Origin of the sequence: Marinilabilia sp., assembly GCF_016278715.1 — a bacterium.
In the GTDB taxonomy this organism is placed as follows: domain Bacteria; phylum Bacteroidota; class Bacteroidia; order Bacteroidales; family Marinilabiliaceae; genus Marinilabilia.
Map to the genome: position 1 here is coordinate 1 of NZ_JADQBH010000268.1, position 24,880 is coordinate 24,880.

Annotated in this window: 15 protein-coding genes and 2 tRNA genes; 9 read left to right on the forward strand and 8 right to left on the reverse strand. The window is 41.6% G+C overall.

From position 1 onward, the window contains the following. The first annotated feature begins 262 nt into the window (after positions 1-262). Both QZZ43_RS16335 and QZZ43_RS16340 read left to right on the forward strand, forming a co-directional pair. Positions 263-335, forward strand: a tRNA-Gly gene (locus QZZ43_RS16335). Positions 336-362: 27 nt separating this feature from the next. Beyond that, a tRNA-Thr gene (locus tag QZZ43_RS16340) sits at positions 363-434 on the forward strand. A gap of 200 nt (positions 435-634) precedes the next feature. Here the strand turns inward: QZZ43_RS16340 and QZZ43_RS16345 are convergent. Then, positions 635-5,062, reverse strand: coding sequence for a M6 family metalloprotease domain-containing protein (locus QZZ43_RS16345; protein ID WP_291861597.1), 4,428 nt, complete (start codon positions 5,060-5,062; stop codon positions 635-637). Between the two features lie 322 nt (positions 5,063-5,384). Here QZZ43_RS16345 and QZZ43_RS16350 point away from each other — a divergent pair, with 322 nt between their 5' ends. Then, a complete protein-coding gene (locus QZZ43_RS16350; RefSeq protein WP_291861598.1) occupies positions 5,385-6,299 on the forward strand; it encodes a DMT family transporter in 915 nt (304 codons plus the stop codon). A 6-nt stretch (positions 6,300-6,305) separates the two neighbouring features. Here the strand turns inward: QZZ43_RS16350 and QZZ43_RS16355 are convergent, their stop codons facing one another. Together QZZ43_RS16355 and QZZ43_RS16360 are read right to left on the reverse strand one after the other, a co-directional pair. Next, positions 6,306-9,761 carry a hybrid sensor histidine kinase/response regulator gene (locus QZZ43_RS16355; RefSeq protein ID WP_291861600.1) on the reverse strand — a complete coding sequence of 1,152 codons (3,456 nt, stop codon included), beginning with the start codon at positions 9,759-9,761 and terminating at the stop codon, positions 6,306-6,308. A gap of 76 nt (positions 9,762-9,837) precedes the next feature. Beyond that, positions 9,838-12,399, reverse strand: a complete 2,562-nt coding sequence (locus QZZ43_RS16360; RefSeq protein WP_291861602.1) for a Smr/MutS family protein — start codon at positions 12,397-12,399, stop codon at positions 9,838-9,840. Positions 12,400-12,542: 143 nt separating this feature from the next. On the opposite strand from QZZ43_RS16360, the gene QZZ43_RS16365 reads away from it, so the two are divergent. Then, positions 12,543-13,706 carry a hypothetical protein gene (locus QZZ43_RS16365; RefSeq protein ID WP_291861604.1) on the forward strand — a complete coding sequence of 388 codons (1,164 nt, stop codon included), beginning with the start codon at positions 12,543-12,545 and terminating at the stop codon, positions 13,704-13,706. 67 nt (positions 13,707-13,773) lie between these two features. Here QZZ43_RS16365 and QZZ43_RS16370 read toward each other — a convergent pair whose 3' ends face one another. Both QZZ43_RS16370 and QZZ43_RS16375 read right to left on the reverse strand, forming a co-directional pair. After that, a complete protein-coding gene (locus QZZ43_RS16370) occupies positions 13,774-14,178 on the reverse strand; it encodes a hypothetical protein (protein WP_291861606.1) in 405 nt (134 codons plus the stop codon). 14 nt (positions 14,179-14,192) lie between these two features. Beyond that, positions 14,193-14,759 (reverse strand): sigma-70 family RNA polymerase sigma factor, encoded by a 567-nt coding sequence (locus QZZ43_RS16375; RefSeq protein ID WP_291861608.1) that lies wholly within the window; start codon positions 14,757-14,759, stop codon positions 14,193-14,195. A gap of 817 nt (positions 14,760-15,576) precedes the next feature. Between QZZ43_RS16375 and QZZ43_RS16380 the strand changes: the two genes are divergently transcribed. Together QZZ43_RS16380 and QZZ43_RS16385 are read left to right on the forward strand one after the other, a co-directional pair. Next, positions 15,577-15,948, forward strand: a complete 372-nt coding sequence (locus QZZ43_RS16380) for a DUF6249 domain-containing protein (RefSeq protein WP_291861610.1) — start codon at positions 15,577-15,579, stop codon at positions 15,946-15,948. A 627-nt stretch (positions 15,949-16,575) separates the two neighbouring features. Beyond that, on the forward strand, positions 16,576-17,283 hold the full coding sequence (locus QZZ43_RS16385; RefSeq protein ID WP_291861612.1) for an AAA family ATPase: 708 nt from the start codon (positions 16,576-16,578) through the stop codon (positions 17,281-17,283). A gap of 12 nt (positions 17,284-17,295) precedes the next feature. On the opposite strand, the gene QZZ43_RS16390 is transcribed toward QZZ43_RS16385, so the two are convergent. Next, entirely contained in the window at positions 17,296-18,147 is an 852-nt protein-coding gene (locus QZZ43_RS16390) for a fructosamine kinase family protein (protein WP_291861614.1), read from the reverse strand. A gap of 4 nt (positions 18,148-18,151) precedes the next feature. Beyond that, positions 18,152-18,637 (reverse strand): low molecular weight protein-tyrosine-phosphatase, encoded by a 486-nt coding sequence (locus tag QZZ43_RS16395; RefSeq protein WP_291861616.1) that lies wholly within the window; start codon positions 18,635-18,637, stop codon positions 18,152-18,154. A gap of 472 nt (positions 18,638-19,109) precedes the next feature. On the opposite strand from QZZ43_RS16395, the gene QZZ43_RS16400 reads away from it, so the two are divergent. Beyond that, entirely contained in the window at positions 19,110-19,427 is a 318-nt protein-coding gene (locus QZZ43_RS16400; protein ID WP_291861618.1) for a variable surface lipoprotein, read from the forward strand. 169 nt (positions 19,428-19,596) lie between these two features. Next, a complete protein-coding gene (locus QZZ43_RS16405; RefSeq protein WP_291861620.1) occupies positions 19,597-20,910 on the forward strand; it encodes a sigma-54 dependent transcriptional regulator in 1,314 nt (437 codons plus the stop codon). On the opposite strand, the gene QZZ43_RS16410 is transcribed toward QZZ43_RS16405, so the two are convergent. Continuing rightward, positions 20,904-23,378 (reverse strand): ATP-binding protein, encoded by a 2,475-nt coding sequence (locus tag QZZ43_RS16410; protein WP_291861621.1) that lies wholly within the window; start codon positions 23,376-23,378, stop codon positions 20,904-20,906. The two genes, QZZ43_RS16405 and QZZ43_RS16410, sit on opposite strands and share 7 nt — an antisense overlap. 208 nt (positions 23,379-23,586) lie before the next feature. Here QZZ43_RS16410 and QZZ43_RS16415 point away from each other — a divergent pair, with 208 nt between their 5' ends. Then, a complete protein-coding gene (locus QZZ43_RS16415) occupies positions 23,587-24,537 on the forward strand; it encodes a J domain-containing protein (RefSeq protein ID WP_291861623.1) in 951 nt (316 codons plus the stop codon). Positions 24,538-24,880 lie beyond the last annotated feature (343 nt).

The following is a 24,880-nucleotide window of genomic DNA, read 5'->3' on the forward strand; positions in this document are numbered from 1 at the left end:
AGATAGTGTTGCATTGCTCCTGGTATTTTCCAAATCGAAGGTATTTACCTTATTTAATTGTATTTAATTTCTGCTCTCCATAAATGAAGAACCGTTGCAAAAACGTTTGCAGCGGTTTTTTTCTTTTTTGAAGAAATTTTAATGACGAATCCATTTTGCGGAAAACTTTTTTTTTATACTTTTGCACCGCCTCACAGGGAAAGTCCGACAGGTACAAATGTTTGGAAATTATTTCCGAGGATTTATTTACATAAAACTAAACGCGAAAATAGCTCAGTTGGTAGAGCACGACCTTGCCAAGGTCGGGGTCGCGGGTTCGAGTCCCGTTTTTCGCTCAAAAAGAAAAATTGATGATTGATGTTGCCGATGTAGCTCAGTGGTAGAGCGCTTCCTTGGTAAGGAAGAGGTCACGGGTTCAACTCCCGTCATTGGCTCAAAAAAGCCCTCGTGTTTTGCGAGGGCTTTTTTTTAACCTGATTTTTTCAGAAATTTTCGTTATGGGATAGTCAAAAAAGCATGATATACAGCCGCTCACAGACAAAAATGATTTGAGAATGATTGTTGTGTTTGCAGGTGTCTGAGCATTGCAATAGATTAATTGTGAACGTTGTTTAGCGAAGTCAAATCAATCGGTTTAATATCTTTGTTTGATGATTTTTAGTCTGTGAACCTGCCCGGTTTCCGATTGGAGGATCATCATATATATTCCTGGGGAGTAATCTGAAAAGTCCCACTCTGCCAAATCTCCTCCTTTAATCTGTTTTTGCTGGATTTGCTTTCCTGTCAAATCAAATATAGTTGCCTTAAAAAAACCATTGGGTAGATGGTGAATGGTTGCCTTTTCCTTAACCGGATTTGGAGATAATGTGATTTCCTGATTAACTTTTTCTTTGATACTGGAATTTACAACCGCCATAATAACTTCAATTGTTTTGTCTGAGGTGGCATCAACTGTATCCTGGTAATCGTTGAAATTCAATGCGGAAACAATATATTCCATCCCGTTTTGTTGAGGGGTTTTGGTGAAAGTGACCACCCCGTTTACATCAGTTGTTTTGGATTCATTGTTAAATGTTACCACCGCTCCTTCAAGAAGCGACCCGATATTATCTTTAACCACAAATGACATGGTATATCCTGTTTCAACCCATATAGCATTGGAGAACTCCGACTCCATATTGGCATAGGGATATATTGCCTTGACTTTATATTCATAATCTGCAAGGTCGGGAGCCAAATCGCTGTACGAAGTGTTGGAAAATCCTTTTTTTCTTCCTATTTCGATGTTGTCGCGGAAAATGGCAAACTCAATGTTTCCGGAATAAAAAACAGGACTGCTCTCCGCATTTTGAACTCTGTTTGCCTTTGGGCGTCTGGCGGTTGTCACGGAATTTGCTCTGGGTGTTTTCCGGAGCTCTCCCGGCGCTTGGATTACAGGTATGGGGTCAGTCTGGAGAGCACCTAACGGTGGCCCAACCCAAAGGTTATCCAGGAGCAACATAAAAGTATTTGTTCCTTTGTTCTGAATCGCGACTTCCACATTTTGTCCTAAATATGAAGAAAGGTCATATTCAAACCGATTCCAGGACACGGGAACAGAGAAATCTCCGCCTGATAAAGAACTCCAGGTTGTTTGTCCCTCGGGCCTTATCTTCACTTCGATGATCTCATTTCCCCAAAAATAAGTTCCGTCTGTGGTAGCCAGAGATCTTGCAACAAGCGAGAAATAGTCACCTTCTTTTACTTTAAACAGCGGAGAAACCAGCCAGTCGTCACTTTGTATATTTTGCGCAGCAAAGGCAGCAAGCACTTTGCTTCCCGACCATGCGGTGATGTCGTATTCCATTTGCAGTATGTGTTCATCGTAAACATCCATGACCATAAATGCAAGTGGCTCCTGTTCGTGGGGCCATGTAATTGTTTGTATGCCCCAGGTGTCGGTCAGGTCCCTGTCCTCAAAGGTCCACCCGTTGATGCTGGTTGAGTAGGTTTGATAGTTTTCAAAGTTCTCATTGATGACGGGCTCCCATTTCAGGTCAATATTTTTATAGTCCTCTGTGGCTGTCAGGGATGCCGGAGCCAGCGCTGTAAAAGGCAGGAGGCTGAGACTGATGGTTTGCATGGAGGAAGGAATAAACCTGGTTGATTTCCCATAAAATCCATTACCTGATACATCCACATGGGTAAACTGAGTGCTGTGAATAACAGGGCTACTTATTTCTCCGGTGGCATCAGTAAACAGTGTGTCTCCCTCAAATACGACCATCGCATTATTGATGGGATTTGAATCTGCGTCTTCAACAGAAAAGGTGATGTCGTAAATGTTGGGTTCTGTTGAAATGGTATGAGAAGCCGGATTATACTGATAGCATAAATCTGTTTGGTAATATTCGTAAAACTGAAGATAGTAGTCCGATGTATGTTCCAGCCCTGAAACGGAAACCTGAGTTCCGGTTCCGTTGTATAATATATGACTGTTGTTCCCGATATTGTCTCCGATTCCAAAGGTTGCATCTGCTGTGTAAGCCGTTCCGCTATTGGGAAGATCAACTATTTCAGCGTCTTTACGTGCTACAACCAGAATGGCATCACCATTGCCCCGGGTCCAGGACAAATCAGCGGAAGTTTTGGTGATATTGGATGCCATAATGTTGGTGACCGGCACATCCGGTTTGACCTGACATGGTGTGCTGTTAACGACCTCCACCACATCCACGCCTATTCCATATCCATAGTTAGAGGTTCCTTCAAATGCAATTTCACAAGGCTCTGAATAGGGGATTTGCAGGTTTCTGGCAGTCCATTGAGCGACGTCCCCTGTATAATGGGCGAGCTCTTCCCATATTCCTGTACTTAATGGACGAACCAGTACTTTCAGTTCGTCTTGTTCAGTCTCCCAGAGGGGTTGTAGGTGTCTGAATTTTAGCGTGTATATCTGCCCGCTTTCTAAACTAAAAACAGGGGATATGAGCCTGGTGGTCTTGGCAGTAAAGCTTTCCTGGAAAAAGGAGGCATACACACTACCTGAGTAGGCAGATACAGGCTTTTCATTGATATAAAGATTGTTGGTGGTCCAGGGAGTGGTTCCGGATATGAGCTCCTGTCCCCAGTTTTGAAGCCCTGTTTCGAAATCGTCCAGCCAGGGGAATGATGAAACAGGAGCAGGTTTTGTTGTAGCCCTGCTTTTAAGACTTTGAGAGTAGGAAGTGCCTTTGTCACTCCAGATGGCGTAGTAATATGCAGAGGCCGGATTCAGGTTGTTATGGATGAATTCCTGAACCGCATTACCGTAATAGAGCACTGTTCCACCACCGGCTATCACATCACCCGCGTTGTAGTTAGTTCCTTCGACGGGTGTTCCAAAGGCGTCGGATGAGTTCCATGCCAGCAATACCGGAAGTTCCAAACCGGCTGCCGAACCCGGTGTCCAGTTTAGTGATATGCTTTGTTCATCAGTGGCAACGGCTGTAAATGTTAGTGGAGAACCATCCTGAAAAGACATATAGTCAAACGAAATGGTTCCGTTGATGTGTGAGATGTTGGTTATGCTGCGATTGAACCCTCCACCATCCCAGGTTGTCATTGCAGGGTCACTGGTATCTGTTAGTTCGGTTACATTGGCTGTTCCGGGAAAAGGACACGAGGCATCATTGATGGTATGGTTGGCAGCGATGGGGTAAAACCCCTGGTGCGCATCGATATTTATGGTATTTGAAGGTCTTCTTTGATTTATTAAATCTTCATCGGCATGGTAAACGATCATTCCACTCGAATAGATGTAGGAATCAAAACCTGTTTTTTGACGGTTTTCAATCAACAGATATTCATTGTCTATCGGACTATTGACCCTTAATATAGTGGTTGACGCAAGGACAGGCTCCAGGGTGATGGGGGCAGGGGCATCAATGACGGTTACATCTACCCATCCCAGATCCGCTTTGGAAAAGGGATTGTGATGGGCCGGGGACGATCCATAGGGAGATCCGTTGTAGGTTCCTCCGGCCATAATGTCCCATCGGCCGGTTCCATCATACTGCCCGTTTGTTGCTTCGTCAATATCATAAAAATCGGGAAGGCCCAGATTGTGACCAAACTCATGGCACATTACACCGATGGTGTTTATCTCGGCAGACACATTACGCAGTTCCGGCTGAATGGTGTATTGATCTATTATCACTCCGTTGAATGTTCGTTCAGAAGTGCTGATTCCTGCCGATGAAAATGAGTAGGAGTGAGACCATATATCGTTTTCATTGCCTGTTACCTCCTGTCCTGTTCCCTGATGAATAATGGATATTCCTTCAACTACTCCGTCTCCGTCATTGTCAAATTGAGAGAAATCAATTCCGTTGGCGGCTGCAGCCTGAATGGCATGCAGTGCGAATTCGCTCCAATTGGCTTCCGGGCCATAATAATCATGGTTCCCGGGTACGGTTATCCAGTTGCTAACGGTGGTGCTAATGCTCAGAGCCCCTCCACTGACTTCTTCATAATAGTCCTTAAAACTCCCTGAGCCATTGTAGCCTGAGAGATTCATGAAATCATCAAATTTGGCCTGGGGGTAGATTGGTGAGGTATCAGAAAAATTTACTAAAAGCAAAAGCAGATTGGGATTTCCGGATGAGGGGTAGTAGGTGCTCATGGTGCTGCTTTTTAGAGCACTGGTATATTTTTCTTTCCTTTTTTTCAGAATTTCCTTTCGTGAAACTCCCATGTTTTTTGGTATGGACGAAAGGAATGCTTTTTCTGAAGCGTCTCTTTGGTTGGGATTGGAAGCCCTTATACCAGAGGATACAATCCCGCCCGACTTTAGTTGAGTGGCATATTCAAAAAATCCGTTGTTATTTTTTACAATTCGAAACCCGTCTCCGGTGGTCATCCAGTTGTACCATTCATCTCCATGTTGACGTATTATCAATACAGAACCATCGGGTTGTGTGATTTCCTGAGGATGTGGAAATGCACCAACCGGAAATGCCGGGGCTGAAGAAATAAACAACTGAATAAAAATCAATAATAATGTGAAAACAACAAACTTGTTTTTGGTAAAGATCTCCCCCATGTTCTTTTTTGCTTGACTAATTGAATAAATATTTTGTGTTTTTTTGAAGTAAATACTCAAGGTATAAACTTTTTAAAACCATTACATGAGTGTAGGATAAAAAGATGTATTTTTGTCAAAATCAAGGCGTTTAAAATTTTTGTGCCGGAGTTAACTAATTGTTAATGAGGATTCAAAATTCTTCAACAACGATGAGTTTGGTAATATAGATGCTTTTTAAACTGGGCTCATCAAATATATACCTTTGTAAACGAATTAGCGCAAAAAAAGTTCCAAAAGCTAATTGAGCGTAGGGAGATTTAATTGAAATAGGGGAAACCGGATGTTATCAAAACTTAAGAGCACCACTTTTTTAGCTGTTTTGGCTTGTTTGCTATGGTCCACGGCATTTGTAGGGATTAAAATAGGACTGGAGTATTCTTCTCCTATGCAGTTTGCCGGAACCCGCTTCTTTCTTTCTGGTTTAATGATTTTATCGTTGGTTGCTTCCTGGAAAAGGCTGTGGCTGGATATAAAAAGGCATTTTCGGGTTTTTCTGAAAATTGCTTTTTTTCAGACTTTTGTGTTGTATACCCTTTTTTATCAGGGTATCAACCTGGTCGAAGGGGCCACTACAGCTATTATTATTGGTTCTCAGCCGCTATTTACGTCTTTGGTGGCCCATATTACCATGAAAAATGACCTCCTGACCCTGCGTAAGTTCAGGACCATTGTTATTGGTATTTTGGGCATCGTATTGGTAGCTTTGGAAAAGGGGCTAAATCTTTCGGGTAACAGCTTGTACGGTCAGCTTTTGGGAATTGGTATGCTGGTACTGGCCAATCTGGCATCGGGATATGGAAATGTATTGGTCAGTAAGCAGAGCGAATTGAATATTTCGCCGGTGGGCCTGAGTTCAGTACAGTTAATAATTGGTGGATTGGGTCTGTTCGTGGTTTCCTTGTTTGTTGAGCCGTTCCATGGTTTTGTTTTCGAGTGGCCCTATTATGCTTCGCTTTTCTGGTTGAGTTTTTTATCTGCCGCCGCTTTTTCGCTTTGGTTTACCCTGTTGAACAGGCCGGGCGTAAAGGTCTCCGATCTGAACATCTGGAAATTTATTATTCCGGTTTTCGGAGCGATATTCAGCTGGCTCATTATACCCGATGAGGTGCCGACTGTTTTGCAAATATCAGGCATGGTTTTTATTGGGCTGTCTTTGATATTGTATAATTTTCAAAACCGAAAAAAGAAGTTTTAGATTCATTCAATCCTGTATTCCTCTGGTATCGTAGGGGATGAAAAAATAAAAGGTAGTTCCCTGTCCGGGATAGGATCGTAACGTAATATCTCCCCCAAGTGCGGGCAGGATGCTTTTTACAATGCTTAACCCAAGACCCATTCCGCCATATATTGAATCGGAGAAGTTTTCCGCTTTTCGAAATGGTTGAAATATATTTTTCTGCTCGCTCTCCGAAATTCCTATTCCTGTATCTTCCACGATAAATACAAGAACGCGATGCGGCGGATCCTGTATTTCCAGATTCGGAATAAATGTTTTCAAATCTTTCCCGCTGAATTTCTCGACAGAAAGCTTGATATACCCTTCGGAGGTAAATTTCAAAGCATTCCCCATCAGGTTAACAATAACTTGCCGGAGTCGGTGCTCATCGGTAAAGATAGATACCTCCTGCAGGGATTCCGATACATCTAGTATCAGCTTCAATTCATAGCTTTTCCGGGGCTGAAATTCCAGGGTTTTCATGATGCTGCTGAGGAACGGACCGAGTTTTACAAACTTATGATGCAGGCTCATTTGTCCGGTTTCTATTCGGCTGATGTCTATGATGTCGTTGATGAGCGCAAGTAAATTTTCCCCCGACTGTTGTATCATGGTGATGAATTCAGCTTTGTCATTTTCCGACAATTCCAGATTGTTTAGCAGGGTAGAAAAGCCCACAATGGCATTCATGGGAGTTCTGATTTCATGGGAAAGGTTGGCTAGAAAAGCTGTTTTCAGGCGGTCCGATTCTTCTGCTTTGATTTTGGCTTTTTCCAGGTCTGCAGTGCGCCGGGCCACCAGTTCTTTTAGATCATGCCGGTGAATCTCAAGTTCCTGGTTCTGAAGCATTACCTTGCCTTGGCTTTCTCTGAGTTCCTGTATTGCTTTTTGAAGATTTCGTGTTTTTTCGCGAACGAGACCCGCCAAAACAACTTTTTGACGTTTGAGCAATTTCATTCGCATCAGAAACACTCCAAGGATTAAAAAGAAAACGAATAGGCCGAAAGCCCAGATAAACCAACGCTTGTAATAGAAGGGAGCAGTTACCACGATGTGGAGTGTATCGCCTTCCTCATTCCATAGATCGTGATTGTTGGCCCCTTTAACTTTGAGTTCGTATTTGCCGGGAGCAAGGTTGGAATAAGAGATAATATGGGTGGCAGAAGCTTCCGACCATTCTTTATCAAATCCTTCCAGTTTCCAGGCGATCATGTTTTTTTCGGGATGGCTGAAGTTAAGCACAGAAACCTCAATGGAAAGATTGTCTCGTCCGTATGGAATTTCAATTGTGTCGGAGGTAACCTCTTCCACGTCAATGGCAATTTGCCCTCCAATCGTGCTGTTGGGAACTCCGGTATAATAACTTGAAATGTAAACCGGTGGTATGTAGTGGTTTAGTTGAATGTCTGTGGGGTCGAAAAAGACGAATCCATTGATACCCCCCATCATAATTTTCCCTTCCGGGGTGACATGAACAGCCCGTTCATTAAATTCCTGACAGAATGTTCCTTCATCTAATCCAAATTCATGCATCTCTTCCGTCTCTGGACTGAAACGGGTAATACCATAGTCGGTGGAAATCCATAAATTATTCATGCTGTCGGAACAAACGGCATAAGTATTGGTTGATAGTGTGTTGATAGCATATTCATCACTTAACTCAAGAGAACGGGTATTCAGTTGCAACAGGCCGCTGCCGAAAGTAGCCAGCCATATATAATCATCATTTTGTGCAGCCATGGAGAGTACATAGTTGCTGCGTGGGAGGCGCTGATTTTCTGAATTTTCGAGAAAAGCCGGAATTTTCTGAAATTTTTTTGTTTCTGTATCGAAATAGATGAGGAATTCGCTTTTTGTCCCAATCCAGCACTTTTTGTGTTGGTGTGTAAATACGATGTCAGTTACATTGACAAAGTTTGTTTCCCACTCTTTCAGAGGGAATGGATAGATGGTTTGGGTGCCGCTGATGGGATTGAAAATAACGATCCCTGCTTGCGAAGTTAGCCATATTCTATTATCCGGGGTTATGGCCAGGCTGCTGAAATTGTTGATGCGTAGGTCGCTGACGGAGTTGTTTGAAAATCTGTGCCATTTTAAACTGCCTCCTTCCAACTCTGTTTCCAGCAATCCGTTGGAGGTGGCCAAGAAAATTTTCCCGTTGAATTCTACTCCATCCATTACGATGTTTTGCTTTTTCCCGTAATCTGTATTCAGTATTCTCTCAAACCTTTGATTGGTTGCATTCTGTCTGAAGAGGCCATCCAGCGACCAAAACCAGATACGCTGAAGTGAATCTTCCATCAGAAAAAAGACGGAAGTGTTTTGTGCATTGGATAATCGACGCAGGTCGTAACTTTTGAAAATATGCTTTTGAAAATCAGTGGTGGACAACCCAGCGGGTGTGGCAGCGAATAAAACAGGTTGGTGACCATAAAATTCCAGGTCGTTAATTTGGTTATTCAGTAAATGTCCATCTTTTTCGGAGGCTGTGAAATGCTGAATATTCTTTCCGGATGCATCAGTTTTGAATATTCCGTTGTTGATGGTTCCAAGCCATACATCGTCGTTGTGATCTACCGTGAGACTGGTGATTTGCTGAGCTTCAGGGTTCGAAGTGAAAAGGCTTGGGGTCATGGTTTCCTCCTGCCATTCCCATAATTGGTTGTGGGTGGCCATCAGTATTTTTCCGGAAGAGAGTTGTGCAATATCCTTTATCCATTCTTCTTTTATTGTTCCGCTTTCAAGGGCTGGAATTTGTTTAATCAGACGTCCTTTTTCACTAAAAATAAAAAGGCCTCTGGTGGTTCCGGCATAAATACGGTTGTCAATTTTCTTACAATTAAAAGCCGAAAAGTTCTTCTCGCCCTCCTCGGTAATGATGCGTTCATGAGAGGTAACTTGTTTGTTTTTATCCAGATGCACCATTAAAAGACCCTGAAGACTGGTACCCAGAAGCAGAAGCGTGTCGTTGACTTCACAAATACTTACGATATTGTTTAAGAAACGATCCCCTTGTTTTTCGGATATTACGGGAAGCCAGGATTGAAATTGTGCAGTATTGAAGTCGAAAAAATTGAGCCCGCCGAAAACTGTACCAATCCACAGGCCGGAGCTATCAGCGGCTTGTTGTAAGGCACTTACATTGTTGTTGCTTAAAGAGAGGGAATCCTTTTTGTCGTTTTGGTATATGGATAAAACTGAACCATCCCATTTGTAAAGGCCTCCTGAAGACCCAAGCCAGACAAATCCTTTGGAATCAGTAGATATTGCACGAATATTTGACTGTACCAGCCCGTCCCTTCGTGTTAAATTATCAAAATAATTTGTTGAAAACGCGGGGTTATTTCCCCACATGGCATCAACACAAAACAAGAGAAGAAACACGCAAAGGGTCTGATGAATACGTGGTTTTTTTGGTTGGTTGTTCAGGGTCAAAATCATATAAATTTTTATAAATCAATCAAGATTGCCGGAACGTTAATGTACAAAAAAAAATTGATTTTTTAATGTTGGAAAATCAGGATAATTCAACTATTGTAATTCCGCTTCCTCCGTATTGTACGTGTTCATCATAATAACGAGAAACAAATGAGAGGGTTGCAATATGCTGACGAATTAATTCACGTAAAATTCCGGTTCCTTTGCCATGAAGTATCTTAACGGTTTCTGCACCACAGAGTAATGCTTCGTCCAGATGATTTAAAACCTTGGTTACCGCTTCCTCTGCCCGCATTCCGCGGACATCAATATCAGGGCTGAAAGAGAGTTTTTTGTCCCTCAGGCGGTCAGAATATCCTGTGCTACTGCTTGATGTACTTTGTCTGAGTGTTTTCTTGTATTCGTTTTTGCTGATGCGCTTAAGTCTTGCGGTTTTCACGGTTGTAATAAGTTGACCAAAAGCGACAATGGCCTCTTTCCCGTTTATTTGGATGATTTCTCCCGGCACACTTTGTCCTTCCAACAAGACGGCATCCCCGTTTTCGAGAGGTTTGTTTGCACTGCTTTTTTCAGCCTTTGGTTGTTGCTCGGTTGCCGAAGAGGTCTCACTTAGTTTGCTTGCTTTCCTGTTGGTTTGTCTGTTTTTTATTTTGTTGATTTTCTGATCCAGTTTCTTTTGCAGTGCCTCGTCAACTCCGGTTTGTTCAACTTGTTCTTTAAAATCGGTCAGGTTTTTTCGAAGCGATTTGGTTTTTTCTTTTTCTGCCTGCGCCTCTCTGATTTCTCTGATAGTTTTCTCAATTTCCCGGTTGGCTGCGGTTAAAATATTTTGGGCTTCCTTTTTTGCGGTTTCAAGAATAAGGGCTCGTTCGGTTTTAAGTTTTTTCAGGTCCTGTTCATAGCGGCTTGTGATGTTTTCCAGTTGTTTATCTTTTTCGCGCACCGATTGTCTTTTCTTTTCCCAGTAGCGTTTGTCACGAATAATTTCTCTCAGATGTTTGTCAAAGTTGATGTGTTCTTCGCCCAGCCTGCTTTGTGCTTTTTGCAGAATATCCTCCGGCAAACCTGTTTTTCGGGCTATCTCAAATGCGAATGAACTTCCCGGCTGGCCCATCTCCAGTTTGAAGAGTGGTTGGATGTGATGGGTGTCAAAAAGCATAGCTCCATTGATAATCCCTTCATTTTCAGAGGCAAAATGCTTCAGGTTGGTGTAGTGGGTGGTAATGACTCCGAAAACCCGCTGCCTGTTGAGTTGTTCCAGTACAGCTTCTGCAATGGCTCCTCCCAGCATGGGTTCGGTTCCGGTTCCAAATTCATCAATCAGCAATAGGGATTTGTCGTCACAGTGACGGATAAAATTTTTCATGTTGAGCAGGTGGGAGCTGTAGGTACTAAGGTCATTTTCTATGGATTGCTCGTCTCCAATGTCCATGAATATACTGTCAAAAAAACCCATGCGAGAGTTCTCACTAACGGGAACGGGGAGTCCGCACTGAAGCATATACTGTAAAAGACCTACCGTTTGAAGACAGACTGATTTTCCTCCGGCGTTGGGACCCGATATCAATAATATACGTTGTTCCTCATTTAATTCGATGTCCAACGGTACTACCGGTTTATCTGCGGCTTTGTTTTGCAGATAGAGCAATGGATGCATTGCGTTCTCCCAAATAAAGGACGTTTGATTCTGAACCTTTGGAACTGTTCCTGCAATTCGCTGTGCAAACCTGGCCTTGGTTCTGATGAAGTCCATAATACCCAGAAATCTGAAAGCATAGAGCATCTCTTCCATGTAGGGACGGAGAAAGAGAGACAGGTCGGAGAGAATCTTTACCAGTTCTCTGCGTTCGGCATAACTAAGTTCCCGTATTTCGTTGTTTATTTCAACGATTTCGGTGGGTTCGATGTAGGAGGTTTTTCCGGTGGCTGACTCATCTTGCACAATACCTGAAATTTTGCGCTTGTTAGCCGATAACACAGGGATAACAGCACGTCCGTCTCGGATAGAAACGCTGGCATCCGGGTCTACAATTCCTTCCTGCTGAGCTCTTTTCAGAATGGCTGTCATCTTGCCTGAAATACTGCTCAGCTTTGCTTTCATTTCGCGTCGAATCCTCATTAAGTCAGGTGAGGCATTGTCACGAACCTCGCCATGCTTGTTAATGATGGTATCAATTTTATCCAGGACAGCCGGATAAACCATTACCGGTTCGGCAAGCTGATAAAGCGCCGGAAATTTCTCCTTTTCTTTAGACTCGATGAACCGGAGAATATCGCGAACACTCCCCAGTGCTCTTCGCAAATCGAAAAGTTCATTTACTTCAAGAAACAAACCTTCTACCCGCAATTTTTTCAGTGGTTTTCGCAGATCAAAGAAATTGCTGGCAGGCATTTCCTGACCGTCGTCTGCAACGTGCATCATTTCATGAGTCTGTTGCAACCAGGTTACCACATTTTCATACTGATTCGAGAATGTCATCTTTTTTGCCCGCTCGCGCCCCATTTCGCTCAGACACCCATCAATGATGAATTCTCTTATTTTGTTGAAGTATAATTTTTGTTCAAATGTATCGGGATATATCACAATATTCTGTTTTGATGCAAAATTAAGTAAAAGATTGAGCAGTTCATGTACTGCCATCTGTTTTGTGATTATAAAATACTGATATAATTCATGTAGCACACCTTAAAAACCCTGAGAATCGTCTGTTTTTTTGAAAATGTGACAGCCTAAATTAGCACCCCAATTCAATAGTTATCTTTTATTAAAAACAGGAAAAAGAGATGGGGCCAATAAGTAAGCTCAGGGAACGTGGATATCTGGAACGCCGGCGATACGAGGCGGTGGTGTTTTTGTTGTTTTCAGGTTTGTTTTTCGGATATCTGGGTAATCAGATGGGAATGGCTAATTTATTGAACACCTTGATGCGAACGGCGCATGATCTTTTGATGAATACGGTTTTGTTTATTCTTGGAATAACTGTTCTGACCGGCGCTTTGGGAAAATTAATGATTGAGTTTGGAGTGGTTCGACTGCTGGAGTTCTTGCTTGCTCCTTTAATGCGTCCGATATTTAAACTACCCGGGGTAGCTTCCCTGGCCGGTCTGATGACTTTCTTTTCCGACAATCCCGCGATTATAAGTCTGTCGAACGACAAGCATTTCAATCGGTTTTTTAAAAAACGTGAATTACTTTCGTTGACGAATTTCGGAACTGCTTTTGGCATGGGCCTGATTGTTCTTGCTTTTATGAGTAGCCTGGGCTTTTTCAAAGGGGCCATGATTGGTTTGGTGGGGGCCATTGCAGGAGCTGTTGTCAGTACCCGTTTGATGCAATATCTTCTAAGAGGTCTTCTGGAGGGAGATGATGAGATTTCTGTGAAAGATGGCAATATCGAAAAGGTACGTTTCGATTCAAAGGGGCCGGTATTTCAAAGGTTCTTAAATGCTATTCTGGATGGGGGGAAATCCGGTGTTGATCTGGGGTTGTCAATAATTCCGGGAGTTCTGGTGATAAGTACCTTTATTATGGTTGTTACTTTTTCGGTGAGCGATCCGGCTGTTGGTTATCAGGGGCTGGCTTATGAAGGAGTGCCCCTATTGCCACACTTTGCAGGTTACTTCTCATGGGTATTTGAGTTTTTGTTTGGTTTTGAACATCCGGAACTAATTGCTTTTCCCGTGACTTCTCTGGGGGCTGTTGGAGCGGCGTTGTCGATGGTGAAAGCGTTCGTGGCTCAGGGGATAGCAGGGGGGAACGAGATAGCTGTTTTTACTGCAATGGGTATGTGTTGGAGTGGTTATTTGAGTACCCATACGGCAATGCTTGACACTTTGGGATATCGTGAATTGACTTCAAAAGCCCTGCTGGCTCACACTATGGGAGGGATCGTGGCTGGTATCCTTGCGCACTTAATTTTTATGATGGTAAGTTATTTTGGGGTTTGAGTCTTTGTGCCACCGCATCTTTACGTTTAGACTTTCTTTATCGACTATTTGGGAGCCGATTAAACTTTCAAATATTTGAAAGTTTTTGCAGAAGCTGGTCAAAAACAAGGAGAAGCCCAACTGCCAGTGTGGCCCCTAAAACCAGTAGATGAACGGGTTTAATCCATGAATAGAGAGACTGGAAGGTTCCTCCCAGGTTATTGATCCATTGAAAATGACTTTCTCCGGTAAAGAGTCCTGCGTCATAAATAAAACCAAGTGCAAAAAGTACCAACACTGCCGGAACTATCCACCAGCGATTTTGTTTGTCCACGATAGGCTGGTAAAAATGGGGTTGAGAAACCCAGTCGGCCATGACCTTATTCATTACCCGACGGTTGAAATCGTCAGAAGGAATTTGCTCCGGATGGAATTCGGCTTTGAAAAGGTCTCTGATTACCTGCTCTTCTTTTTCTTCTCTATATTTTTTCATGGCATTTTTTACTTTTAAATAAGAGAGTCTACCTCCTTTTGGAGCATCGATTGCAATATTTTAAGAAGGTTCTGTCGAGCCCGGAAAAGTTTAACTTTTACATTCGAAGGTGACAATCCAGTGATTTCTGCAATCTCTTCCACTTTTTTCTCTTCGTAATAAAACAGCGTCAGGAGGTTGGCTTCATCTCCTTTTATTTTTTTCAGCCCTTCTTTTAAATATTTGCTCCTGTCGCCCGCTAAAAGAATGTCACCGGGTGTCTCATTCTCAGGAAATTGGGTTGGTATGGTCTCGAAAGAGACTTCCTTGTTTTTGGCTCTCCGGAGTTTGGATATTGCCTGACGATAAGCGATTCTGTATATCCAGGTTGAAAAAGAGGAGCGTCCTTCAAAAGTATCCAGAGCTTTGTAGGCTTTAAAAAATGCATCCTGTGCCACCTCTTCTGCATCTGATTCATTTTTCAGAATCTGTAATACCAGCGTATATACCATTTTACGATACTTATCGATGAGTACCGAGTAAGCGCTTACATCGCCTTGCTTTATCTTTTTTATTATGTGCTTTTCGTCTTCGGTTTTCATTGTTTTGGTATGACGCCATGATGTGGATGTTGGTTACAAGTTAATAAAAAAAATATTCAGAATACATCCTGAGCCCATAGTGTCCTAAATATTTTCCAAAAGGGTTTTCATTCCGTAAATCCTGACCTGATTTTTTGTCTTGATACAAAAAATATTCATAAATAACTATTTTATGAATATAGCTGCCTTCGGTATTATCCAAGCAAGCTTGAAACTGTTCTCGCTAATCGCAATAATCCAGAACTTAGCCTGCATTAACTCAAAAAATTACGGTTCTTTTATCTGTATAAGATTTGTTTTTTAAGGTCGGCAAAACAACATTTTTTTCGGCTCCCCTGCCAAAATCGGCCTCAAATATGACTTGCAGCAGCTTAAAGAAATTTGTTTTCGACAGGTTTGACCCAAAGCCATTCAAGCAGCCCGCGATGTATGGAATATAAAGCCCTGCTCCAAAACTTAATACCAAAATAATCGGTTACTTCAATGGTACCGAAGCAATCTCAAATTGCCCCATACTTTTTACCGTAACCTTTCGTCGACCTATTGTAAAGTGCCTGTAATGAAATGATTTCAAGTCAATGTGTTTAGGCTTCGATTCTTTTGTTATAAAAGCTTTGTGTTATTGTGTCTCTGCGTTTTTTTTACGGTTTATTGTTACCCGATAAAAGAGTTATCTTATGGTTTGTTGCGTGCAAAATCTGAAATGGATATAGAAACAGAAAGTGAATTGTCGCGGGGTTGAAAAAAACTCCGGATAATCTGTAACCGAACGAAAATTGCTGGCGTCAAATGGACAAACCAATTAAAATTAGGAATTATGCAAGAAGACATTTTTGTACCGGTCGCATTTTTCGGAATGATATTCGGAATTGTTGTGTTGGTAACCTATTACCGAAACAAGCGGATGGAACGTATGGCATTAATATCCTCCGGACGTGATGCATCAATATTTAAGGAAGAAGAGAATAAAACCAAATTGAGTTCCCTGAAATACGGAATCTTTTTGGTTGGTTTGGCCATTGGGTTTATAGTTGGCGATGCTTTGGCTACAGCAGGAACAATGACTGACTGGATCGCCTACATTTCCATGATTTTTCTTTTCGGGGGTATTTCATTGCTTGTTTTTTATCTGGTTGCCCGGAAAATAGTAAAATCAAATGAAAAACAACCGCTTATGTCCGGCTCTTAGAGCCAGAGTTTATTTTTTTCGGAATCAATAATGAGTAGGAAGGGTTGGTGTTGGTGGAAAAATATATGAAAAGAGTGGATTTTTTGACAATTGGGAGAATATTAACAAACATTAACTTTGCAAATTGTACACTTTACACTCAATTGGTCATATTTGCAATAGGGATTTTTTCATAAAACTTGGATTTAAAATAACTGGATTTAGGAAAGGAATTCTTTTCTTTCTTTTCCAGTTATTTTTTTAACTTCATTTAACCAGTATTGAGTCTTTTTAATTGATTTATGACTTAAGTTTGTATTAGATTTTTTTTCATAGATTTGGATTTGGTTAACAAAGCTGATTTAAGGGAAAAGGACAGGCGAAATTATTTCACTGTCCTTTTTTTTTAATTGGAAATTTAACAAGCTTTAAGGCGGTTTCAATGTTGTTAATACTAAAAATACTGATATTTGCATTGTAGATTTTTTTTCATAGACTTGGATTTGGTTAGCAAATGCTGATTTAAAGGGAAAGGGCAGAGGATTCTGCCCTTTTTTATTTTATTTTCTGAGGAAAAATCTTTAATTTTAAAACAGATATCAGATATTCTGCCTTTTTAGCAGAACTGACAAATAACTAATGAATGTTATGGATAATCTGTTTTTAAAATACATGCGTGAACGCACCGGGCGAAAAAAAACCGCACAGGGACCAACCTTTGAATCTCCAGGGCCAGTGATTACCATTTCCCGTGAATATGGTTGTCCTGGTCGAAGAATTGCCCGTCAGCTTGCAGATACACTTACCGCTAAAAATCAGGCACAAGGCAACAGCCGTGACTGGCGGTGGATTAGCAAAGAGATAATTGAAGAATCTGCAAGAGAGCTGAAACTGTCGCCCGGAATGATGCAGGATTTGTCAGATTATCGGGAAAGAGGCTTTTTTGAAAATCTCGCACTTTTTTTCTCTGATGAATATTATCCCAGCGATGTTAAGATAAAAAATACGATTGCCAAATTTATCTTTAACGCCTCCACGGAAGGAAATGTAGTGATTGTTGGCCGTGCAGCAGAAGCCATTACAAAAAATTTTGTCAATTCTCTTCATGTTAAGATACAGGCTCCTCTGGGCTGGCGCGCCGAAAGGGTTGCTGAAATTCAGGGCATGACTATCCAGGAGGCCCGAAAAGAGGCCGTGGAAATGGATAGTCGCAGAACTTCGTTTCGCAATTATTTTGAAAAAGAACGACCTGATATTGACTACTTCGATATTTTTTTTAACTGTGCCACGCTCTCCGATGAAGAAATTATTGAATCCATCGTGATTCTTGCTGAATCCAGAGGTTTTGTGGTTTGATATACTGCGGGGTTATATGAGTTGTTTGAGTAACTGAACGGCCTGGCCGTAATAGGCGGAACCGAAGATATTCATATGATTCAAAACGTGGTACAACAAATAGACGGGTTCTCGTTTTTCTACCCCGGGTTTTAGGGGGTAAGTCTCATTGTAAGCGTCATAAAAATTCTTTGAAAAACCTCCGAAGAGTTTTGTCATCGCCAGGTCGGCTTCGCGATGACCATAGTAAACTGCTGGATCTATCAAAACGGGATTTCCTGAAGCATCAGTCATGTAATTTCCGCTCCACAAATCGCCGTGCAGTAGAGCAGGGGGTTCTTCACTGTTTTCCAGAATATCTTCCAACCGGGTTTCCAGTTTTGATATTAGAGATGTCAATTGTTTATCGGCATATCCGTTTTTTTCTGCCAAACGAAATTGGAAAAGAAGTCTGTTGTTCCAGAAAAATAATGGCCAGTCGGCAGCTTCCACATCGGAGGCTGTGTTTTTCTGTGGAGTAGATCCAATAAAATTATCTTCAAAAAAACCGAATTTATGAGCTGAGTATTGGTGGAGTTTGGCAAATCGATGGCCAAAATCCTCAAAAAAATCTTTTTTTCGGGTTCCAACCTCAATGTATTCAAGTACCAGATAGTCATCTCCTTTATCGATGACCTCAGGAATTCTAATAACACCCGGCATGGTTAATTCCTGAAGTCCGTGCGCTTCCTTCTCGAACATTCCATTGCAGAAGCCTTGTTTCAGGAAAATTTTTTTCCCTGAACGAGTAGAAATGATTTGAGAATCGGCAATACAGCCGCCTCCAACCGAAGACATGCCGACCGGTTCTTCTCCAAGAATCGCTGCAAGCTTGTCTTTATTCATAAACTTAATCTAATTCGTTGTTTATTAAAAAATTGAGTAATCCTCCACAAGCTGATTCCAACAGGTCAAGGACCAGTTCAAACCCATCGTTACCACCGTAATAGGGGTCAGGAACTTCGTCATGTGGACAATTACTGCAGAAATCCGTCATCTTAAAGATTTTGGTAACCGCTCCGGTTCCTGCAGCCAGTTGTTCCAAATCACGCATGTTTTGATTGTCCATCCCAATGATCATGTCAAATTCCCTGAAATCGGTTGCGGGATTCACTGGCCGGCTAATGCTGTCCAGATTGTACCCCCTTTTTATGGCATGTCTTTGCATTCTGGCATCAGCAGGTGCTCCTGCATGATAGTCGGTAATTCCAGCCGAATCGATGAAAAATTTATCATTTAACCCTTCTTTTTCAATATAACCCTTAAATACTGCCTCGGCACTTGGGGAGCGACAAATATTTCCGAGACAAACAAATAGTATTTTCTTTTTTTCCATATTCCTGGGATTTTCTGCAAATATAAGTTTTTAGGTTAATATGAAAGGAACTAAACCACATAAGAATCAAAAGGTAACCAAAAGCGATTAAACTATATTAGGCATATAAGGGAATGCAGGTAGTAGTTAGCTTTAAGTGTAACACTGCCAGAAGGGAGGAAGGCAGAAGTAAACTTGATGAGATAGAAGGCAGGATTTTCATATCGGATTTTCAAATTCAAAGAATTATTCAGGCTAGCTAAGGGTGTTATGTGGATACCTCCTGTGCTGATTCTACAGTCTGTGGAAATTGCGCCCCAATACCAACAGTGTATCTAAGGACTGAAAGAGTGGGGGTGTGACTCTAATTATTGTATATCAATGTGTTCGGTCTGGTTTGAACTGCTGCCTCCAAGAACGTGGCACAATATTCTCAATACAAAAGGCAACAAGTAAATATTGTTTTTGAAGTTTAATCTTAAAATTAAAAGTTATGAAAAGGAAATTTTTGTTTGTGTTAACGAGTGTGTTTTTTCTTGCTGTAACCCCTTTTGTTTCAGCTACTGAAAATAACAATGCAGTAATAGCTGTTGAGCAGGAGCTAACCTTCACCGACGTTGAGATTAGTGAAGTTCCTGCAGAAGTGATCGAAGCTGCCAAAAAAGAATTCCCTGGGACTGAGGTTGTGAAAGCTCAGGTTGCTGAAGTGTCTGGTGAGAAAATCTACAAAATTATTGTGACTGATGCCGATAATAACAAACAAACCGGCCTTTACAATAGCAATGGTGATAGTTATGTGCCCGAGGCATAGAACTTTTCCGACACTTTGAACACGGTTAATTAATTGAATTTTAGCCAGGCCCCTTTCTGGCAATTGAGGCGTATCCGGGACTCCGGATGCGCCTTTTTGTTGTATTTTTTTTCAGGAAGCGGGGCTAAAATTCATTATCTTTAAAGCTGTAAAAGAACTTTTACAGAATATGCAAAAAATCTTAATTGTAGACGACGATACTTCATTTGGAATGATGGTCAGTGGATTTCTGAAAAAGAAGGGACTTGAAACCGTTCTTGCAGGATCTCTGGCCAATGCCAAAGACTATTTGGAAAAAGATGTGTTTGATTTGGTACTTACGGATCACCGGCTTCCTGACGGAACAGGGCTTGAGGTTCTGGATAAAAGCAAATCCGTTGCATCGAACGTCCCGGTGGTGCTAATTACTGCTTATTCTGATATAAGAGTAGCTGTTGATGCCATTAAAAGGGGAGCGTTCGAATATATCACGAAACCTGTAAATGCAGAGGAACTTTTACATGTGGTGACCAAAGCCCTTAAGAATAATCATAAAAATCCTTCGATGATATCGGAGTATATTGTCAGCCAGGGGGAGGAGGCCCGTCGTATGGAGGAGCATATCAGATTGGTTGCTCCTACTGAAGTGGCCGTGCTCATTCAGGGTGAGAGTGGTACCGGTAAAGAATATGTGGCCCGTCGAATTCATCAGCAAAGTAATCATGCTTCGGGGCCGTTTGTTGCTGTTGATTGTGGTGCATTGACTTCCGAAATTGCTTCCAGCGAACTTTTTGGGCATGTGAAGGGAAGTTTTACCGGAGCTGTTGATAACAAAATAGGTCATTTTGAGAGTGTGGGTAAAGGAACCATCTTCTTGGATGAGGTAGGAAATCTCAGTTATGAAGTACAAGTGAAACTTCTTCGGGCCATTCAGGAAAGGAGAGCACGACGTTTAGGAAGTAATACCGAATTTTCCATAGATGCGCGCATAATTTCCGCGACCAATGATGATTTGAGGTCCAGCGCTTTGGAGGGAGCTTTTCGGGAAGACCTTTATCACCGCCTCAATGAATTTCAAATATTGGTTCCACCCCTGAGGTCCCGCCAGGGAGATTTAATGAAATATGCCAACTATTTTCTGGAGAAAGCTGCGGGAGAGTTTGGAAAAGAAATTAAAGGTTTTTCTAATCCCGTGCTAAAAATTTTTGAAAAGTATGAATGGCCCGGAAACCTCAGAGAGCTTCGGAATGTGGTGCGACGTTCGGTTTTGCTTACCCGTGGAGCTTTAGTGGAGATGGAATCGATACCTCCTGAGTTGTCGGAAACTTCAGGTAAGATTAATGCGGAACTTAATTTTTCGGATGCACGGGATGCCACCGAGAAGCAACTCATTGAAGAGGCTCTGTTAAAAACGCGGCACAATAAAAGTGAGACCGCCAAACTATTGGGAATGGACCGAAAAACATTGTACAATAAGATGCAGAAACTGAAAATTGATTATTGACCTTTTTGTAAGACAGACTTATTCAGTTCTTTTTGCACTAATGTCCAATTTTTTTTCAAACGCCGAAGACCTCGTTTAAGTTCGGGAGTGCTGCCCGGTTTTTTCCCTAGTATTTCAATTCCCTTCAATATGGTAGAGCCTTCTTTGATGCCAAATTGTCTGAAGCCGGTTTGCATTTTGTGAGCTTGATCGGCTATTTCTCCATGCTTTCTTCTTGAAATAAGTTTGGATAGTTCAGCAATATTTCTTTTTGTGTCACTGATGAAGGTGGAAGTTACCGAAAATAAGAACTCCTGATCCTCTCCGGTAAAGGAGGTGATTCCTGTTAAGTCGAAAGCTTTGTTTGTGTGGTTTTGTTCCTGCGGTCTTTTGGGTTGATGGTCATCATCTTTGTTGCTGATTGTTTTTATTCTTTTGAGAAGGTCATACTTCGAAAACGGTTTGGGCATAATCAAAATATCCTTAAACTGGTCTAAATTTTCCATCGATTGATGTTCGTTAACGGCTGCCGATAACAATATAATCGGTGTGGAATGAAGTTTGCGGATCTTTTTGATGAATTCAATACCATTGAGCTCCGGCATTCTCAGGTCGGTGATGATTACAGAATAATGCTCTTTTGCAAGATGCGCCAGCGCTTTGATTGGGGAATTGAAGCCGGTAACAATGGCCCTGTCGCCAATAAAGCCTTTGATGAGTTTCTCAACCAGCGGATCGTCATCAACAATTAAGATTTTGTTCTTATCCGGACGTAAACTCTCTGTTCTTTCTCCTTTATTTAAAAGTTTTTCAGTCCTCACAAAAGGAATCTTAAACCAAAACAAACTTCCCTCACCGGGTTGACTTGTGACTCCTATCTGGCCACCCATGGCTTGCACCAGTTTTTTACTGATGGCCAGGCCCAGGCCGGTTCCTTTGTCTTTGGATTTTGAGTCGCTCAACTGAGTGAATTCATCAAACATTTTATCTGCTTTTCCGTACTTGATGCCGGGACCGGTATCACCTACTTCAAAAATGAGTTGTTGATTATGGTATCTGAAGTTAATCCAGACTTTGCCATGTTCGGTAAATTTGATTGCATTACCGATGAGATTGAAAAGTATCTGTTTTAATCGTGTTTTATCTGCAATGAAAGTTATATTTCCGGGATCCGTGGAAAACGAAAAATCTAATTGCTTTTGTTCAGCTTTTGTTTTTAAGGTATGATAGGTTTCCTTTATTAGCTCGTCCGCAACGATTGGCTCTTTCTGCAAAGTTAGTTTCCCTTCCTGTAGTGTTGAATAATCCAAAATGTCATTTACTAAAGAGAGCAGATGAAGGGCGGAGTTGTGGATAACTGAAGCCGATTCGCTTTCGTCTTTCATTATTTCGGAAAAACCGATGATGGCAGTTAACGGGGTGCGGATTTCATGACTCATATTGGCCAGAAATTTTTCTTTTACTTTCATCAGAGACTCAATCTTTTCCCGGGAAGCCATGAGTTCTTCTCTGAAGCGACGATTCTTTTTTAAATCACGGCCAATCCAAACTATAAAACTCAAAAAAATGACGAGACTTGATATTCCCAGAATGAATATTTTTTGAAATAAATCATCTTTTAATTGTTCTAATTCCTGTTGATGTTTTTCAGATTCGCTGATAGCCTGTTTCTCGAGCTTTTTAACAAAGGTTCTGATGGTATTGGTTAATTGATTGCCCAGAAAAATCAATGATTGTTCTCGTTGGGCCAGAATGTTGGCAAAATGTTTGTCCTGTTCTTCTATTTTTTGAATTTGTTGTTTTACTCCTTTTAAAGCAGGCCCTTCTATGGTGCGTGTAATTCTTGATGAATCAACTACTTGCGATATGGTTGGGGATTTATTGGAGGACGGGGACTTTTCTGTTTTATTTCCCGATAGAAAATCGGCTACCCGGCCAAAGAAGCTTTTATGATCCGGAGAGGAAACGGTCGATTCCACAGAATCGGTAACATGAATGCTGGACCAGCTGATTTGGCTGATTTGAACAATAAAACTGTCTGGCAGTAGCGGAACAATTTTTCCGTATCGCTGCCGGTAGCGGTTAATTTCACTAAGTTCGAATATTTTCCGGGTTAGTTCATGCTTCTTTTTCAGCAGGTTGTTCAGGGTATCGATGTAGGCAAGATAGGCACTGTCAGCAAATAACTCCCGGAGGTTGTTCAGGTTTTGATTTAATGAATCCTGCGCCTGTTGATATATTAATAACTCTTTTTTGCTGCCGGTAATTCGATAACTTTTTGATTTCCCATCAGCTTCCTGTAGATGAAACATCAATTCGTTGAGCGCCATCAGTCTTTTGCTCAGGGGATCTTCTTTTTGACTTTCCTGCAAATAGCGTACAAGGCCTGTATAACTGATTCCAAAAGCAAATGCTGCAATAATCAGGAAAAGAAGAAAGCCTGTGGTCACTTTCCGGTTGATGTATTTTTCAGGAATATTTTGGTGCATAATAATTTGCAAAAATGATTGTTGCTTTTTTAATGAATATATTGATTGTTCTACTGTTTTACATGCAAAAGTTACGGTTTTTTTCGATGTCAAATTGTCAATTCATTGTCGTTGATTGTCTGTGTTTTGGGTCATTTTGTCTGAAAGATTATAAGTCCGGCTGGTTGGCTTAAACTTTGTATTGGGTTAAAGAAAAAATCGTACCAAAATGCAATATAAAGACTACTATAAAACACTAGGTGTTTCTAAAAATGCCAATCAGGATGAAATTAAGAAAGCCTATAGAAAATTGGCTGTAAAATATCATCCGGATAAGAACCCTGATAGCAAAGAAACAGAAAATAAGTTTAAGGAAATTAATGAGGCTTATGAGGTTTTGAAGGATCCGGAAAAAAGGAAAAAATATGATCAACTGGGCTCCAATTGGAAACAATATGAAAATGCCGGGTATGGCGGAAGTCAAAGCGGTGGTTTCGATTGGTCACAGTTTGGCGGACAGCCAGGAGGTGGGCGTTCCTATCATTTTAAAGGTGATCCGGGGGATATGTTTGGAGGTGCAGGGGATTTTTCCGACTTTTTTAATATGTTTTTTGGCGGTGCCGGGACTTCTTCTCAGCACGGGTTTGGAGGTCGTCGAACTGCCAAAGGTGAGGATTTAAAGGCCGAATTAGAATTGTCGGTGTATGAAGCCTATCATGGAACATCACGGATTCTTAATGTGAATGGGAAAAAACTACGTGTAAGCACCAAGCCCGGGGCTTTTGATGGACAGGAACTTCGCATAAAAGGTAAAGGAAATCCCGGTGCGGGAGGGGGACCTCACGGAGACATTTATTTAAGGATAAAAGTGATATCTGACAACCAATACCGGATTGATGGAACCAACCTTATTAAAGAAGTTCCGGTAGATTTATTTACAGCTGTCCTTGGAGGAAAAATCAGGGTGAATACGCTTGCAGGAGTTGTAAATGTTTCGATTCCTAAAGGGACTCAACATGGTAGTGTGTTGAGACTAAGAGGGAAAGGGATGCCTGTGTCGAAGCAATCGGGCAGCCATGGCGACCTATTACTTCGTTTGAAAATTGAGATTCCTTCAGGGCTGCCAGATGAGGAGGAGAAACTGGTTAAGAAGTGGCGGGATTTGCATCAGAAGAAATAGGGTGTTCAAGTTTCATGATTTGAGTGATTTAGACTGCAGGGTCGAAAAAAAGCAGTATTTTTACACTGAGAAAATTGGAGAATATATTCAAATCGCCTACATTTGCAACCGCAAAAACGGAGTAATGGCCGCTTTTGAGATTTAATGGCGAGGTAGCTCAGCTGGTTAGAGCGTCCCGATAAAAATCGGGAAGGTCGGCTGAGAGAAAAGCCAAAAGAAGATAATAGTAATGGCGAGGTAGCTCAGCTGGTTAGAGCGTCCCGATAAAAATCGGGAAGGTCGGCTGAGAGAAAAGCCAAAAGAAGATAATAGTAATGGCGAGGTAGCTCAGCTGGTTAGAGCG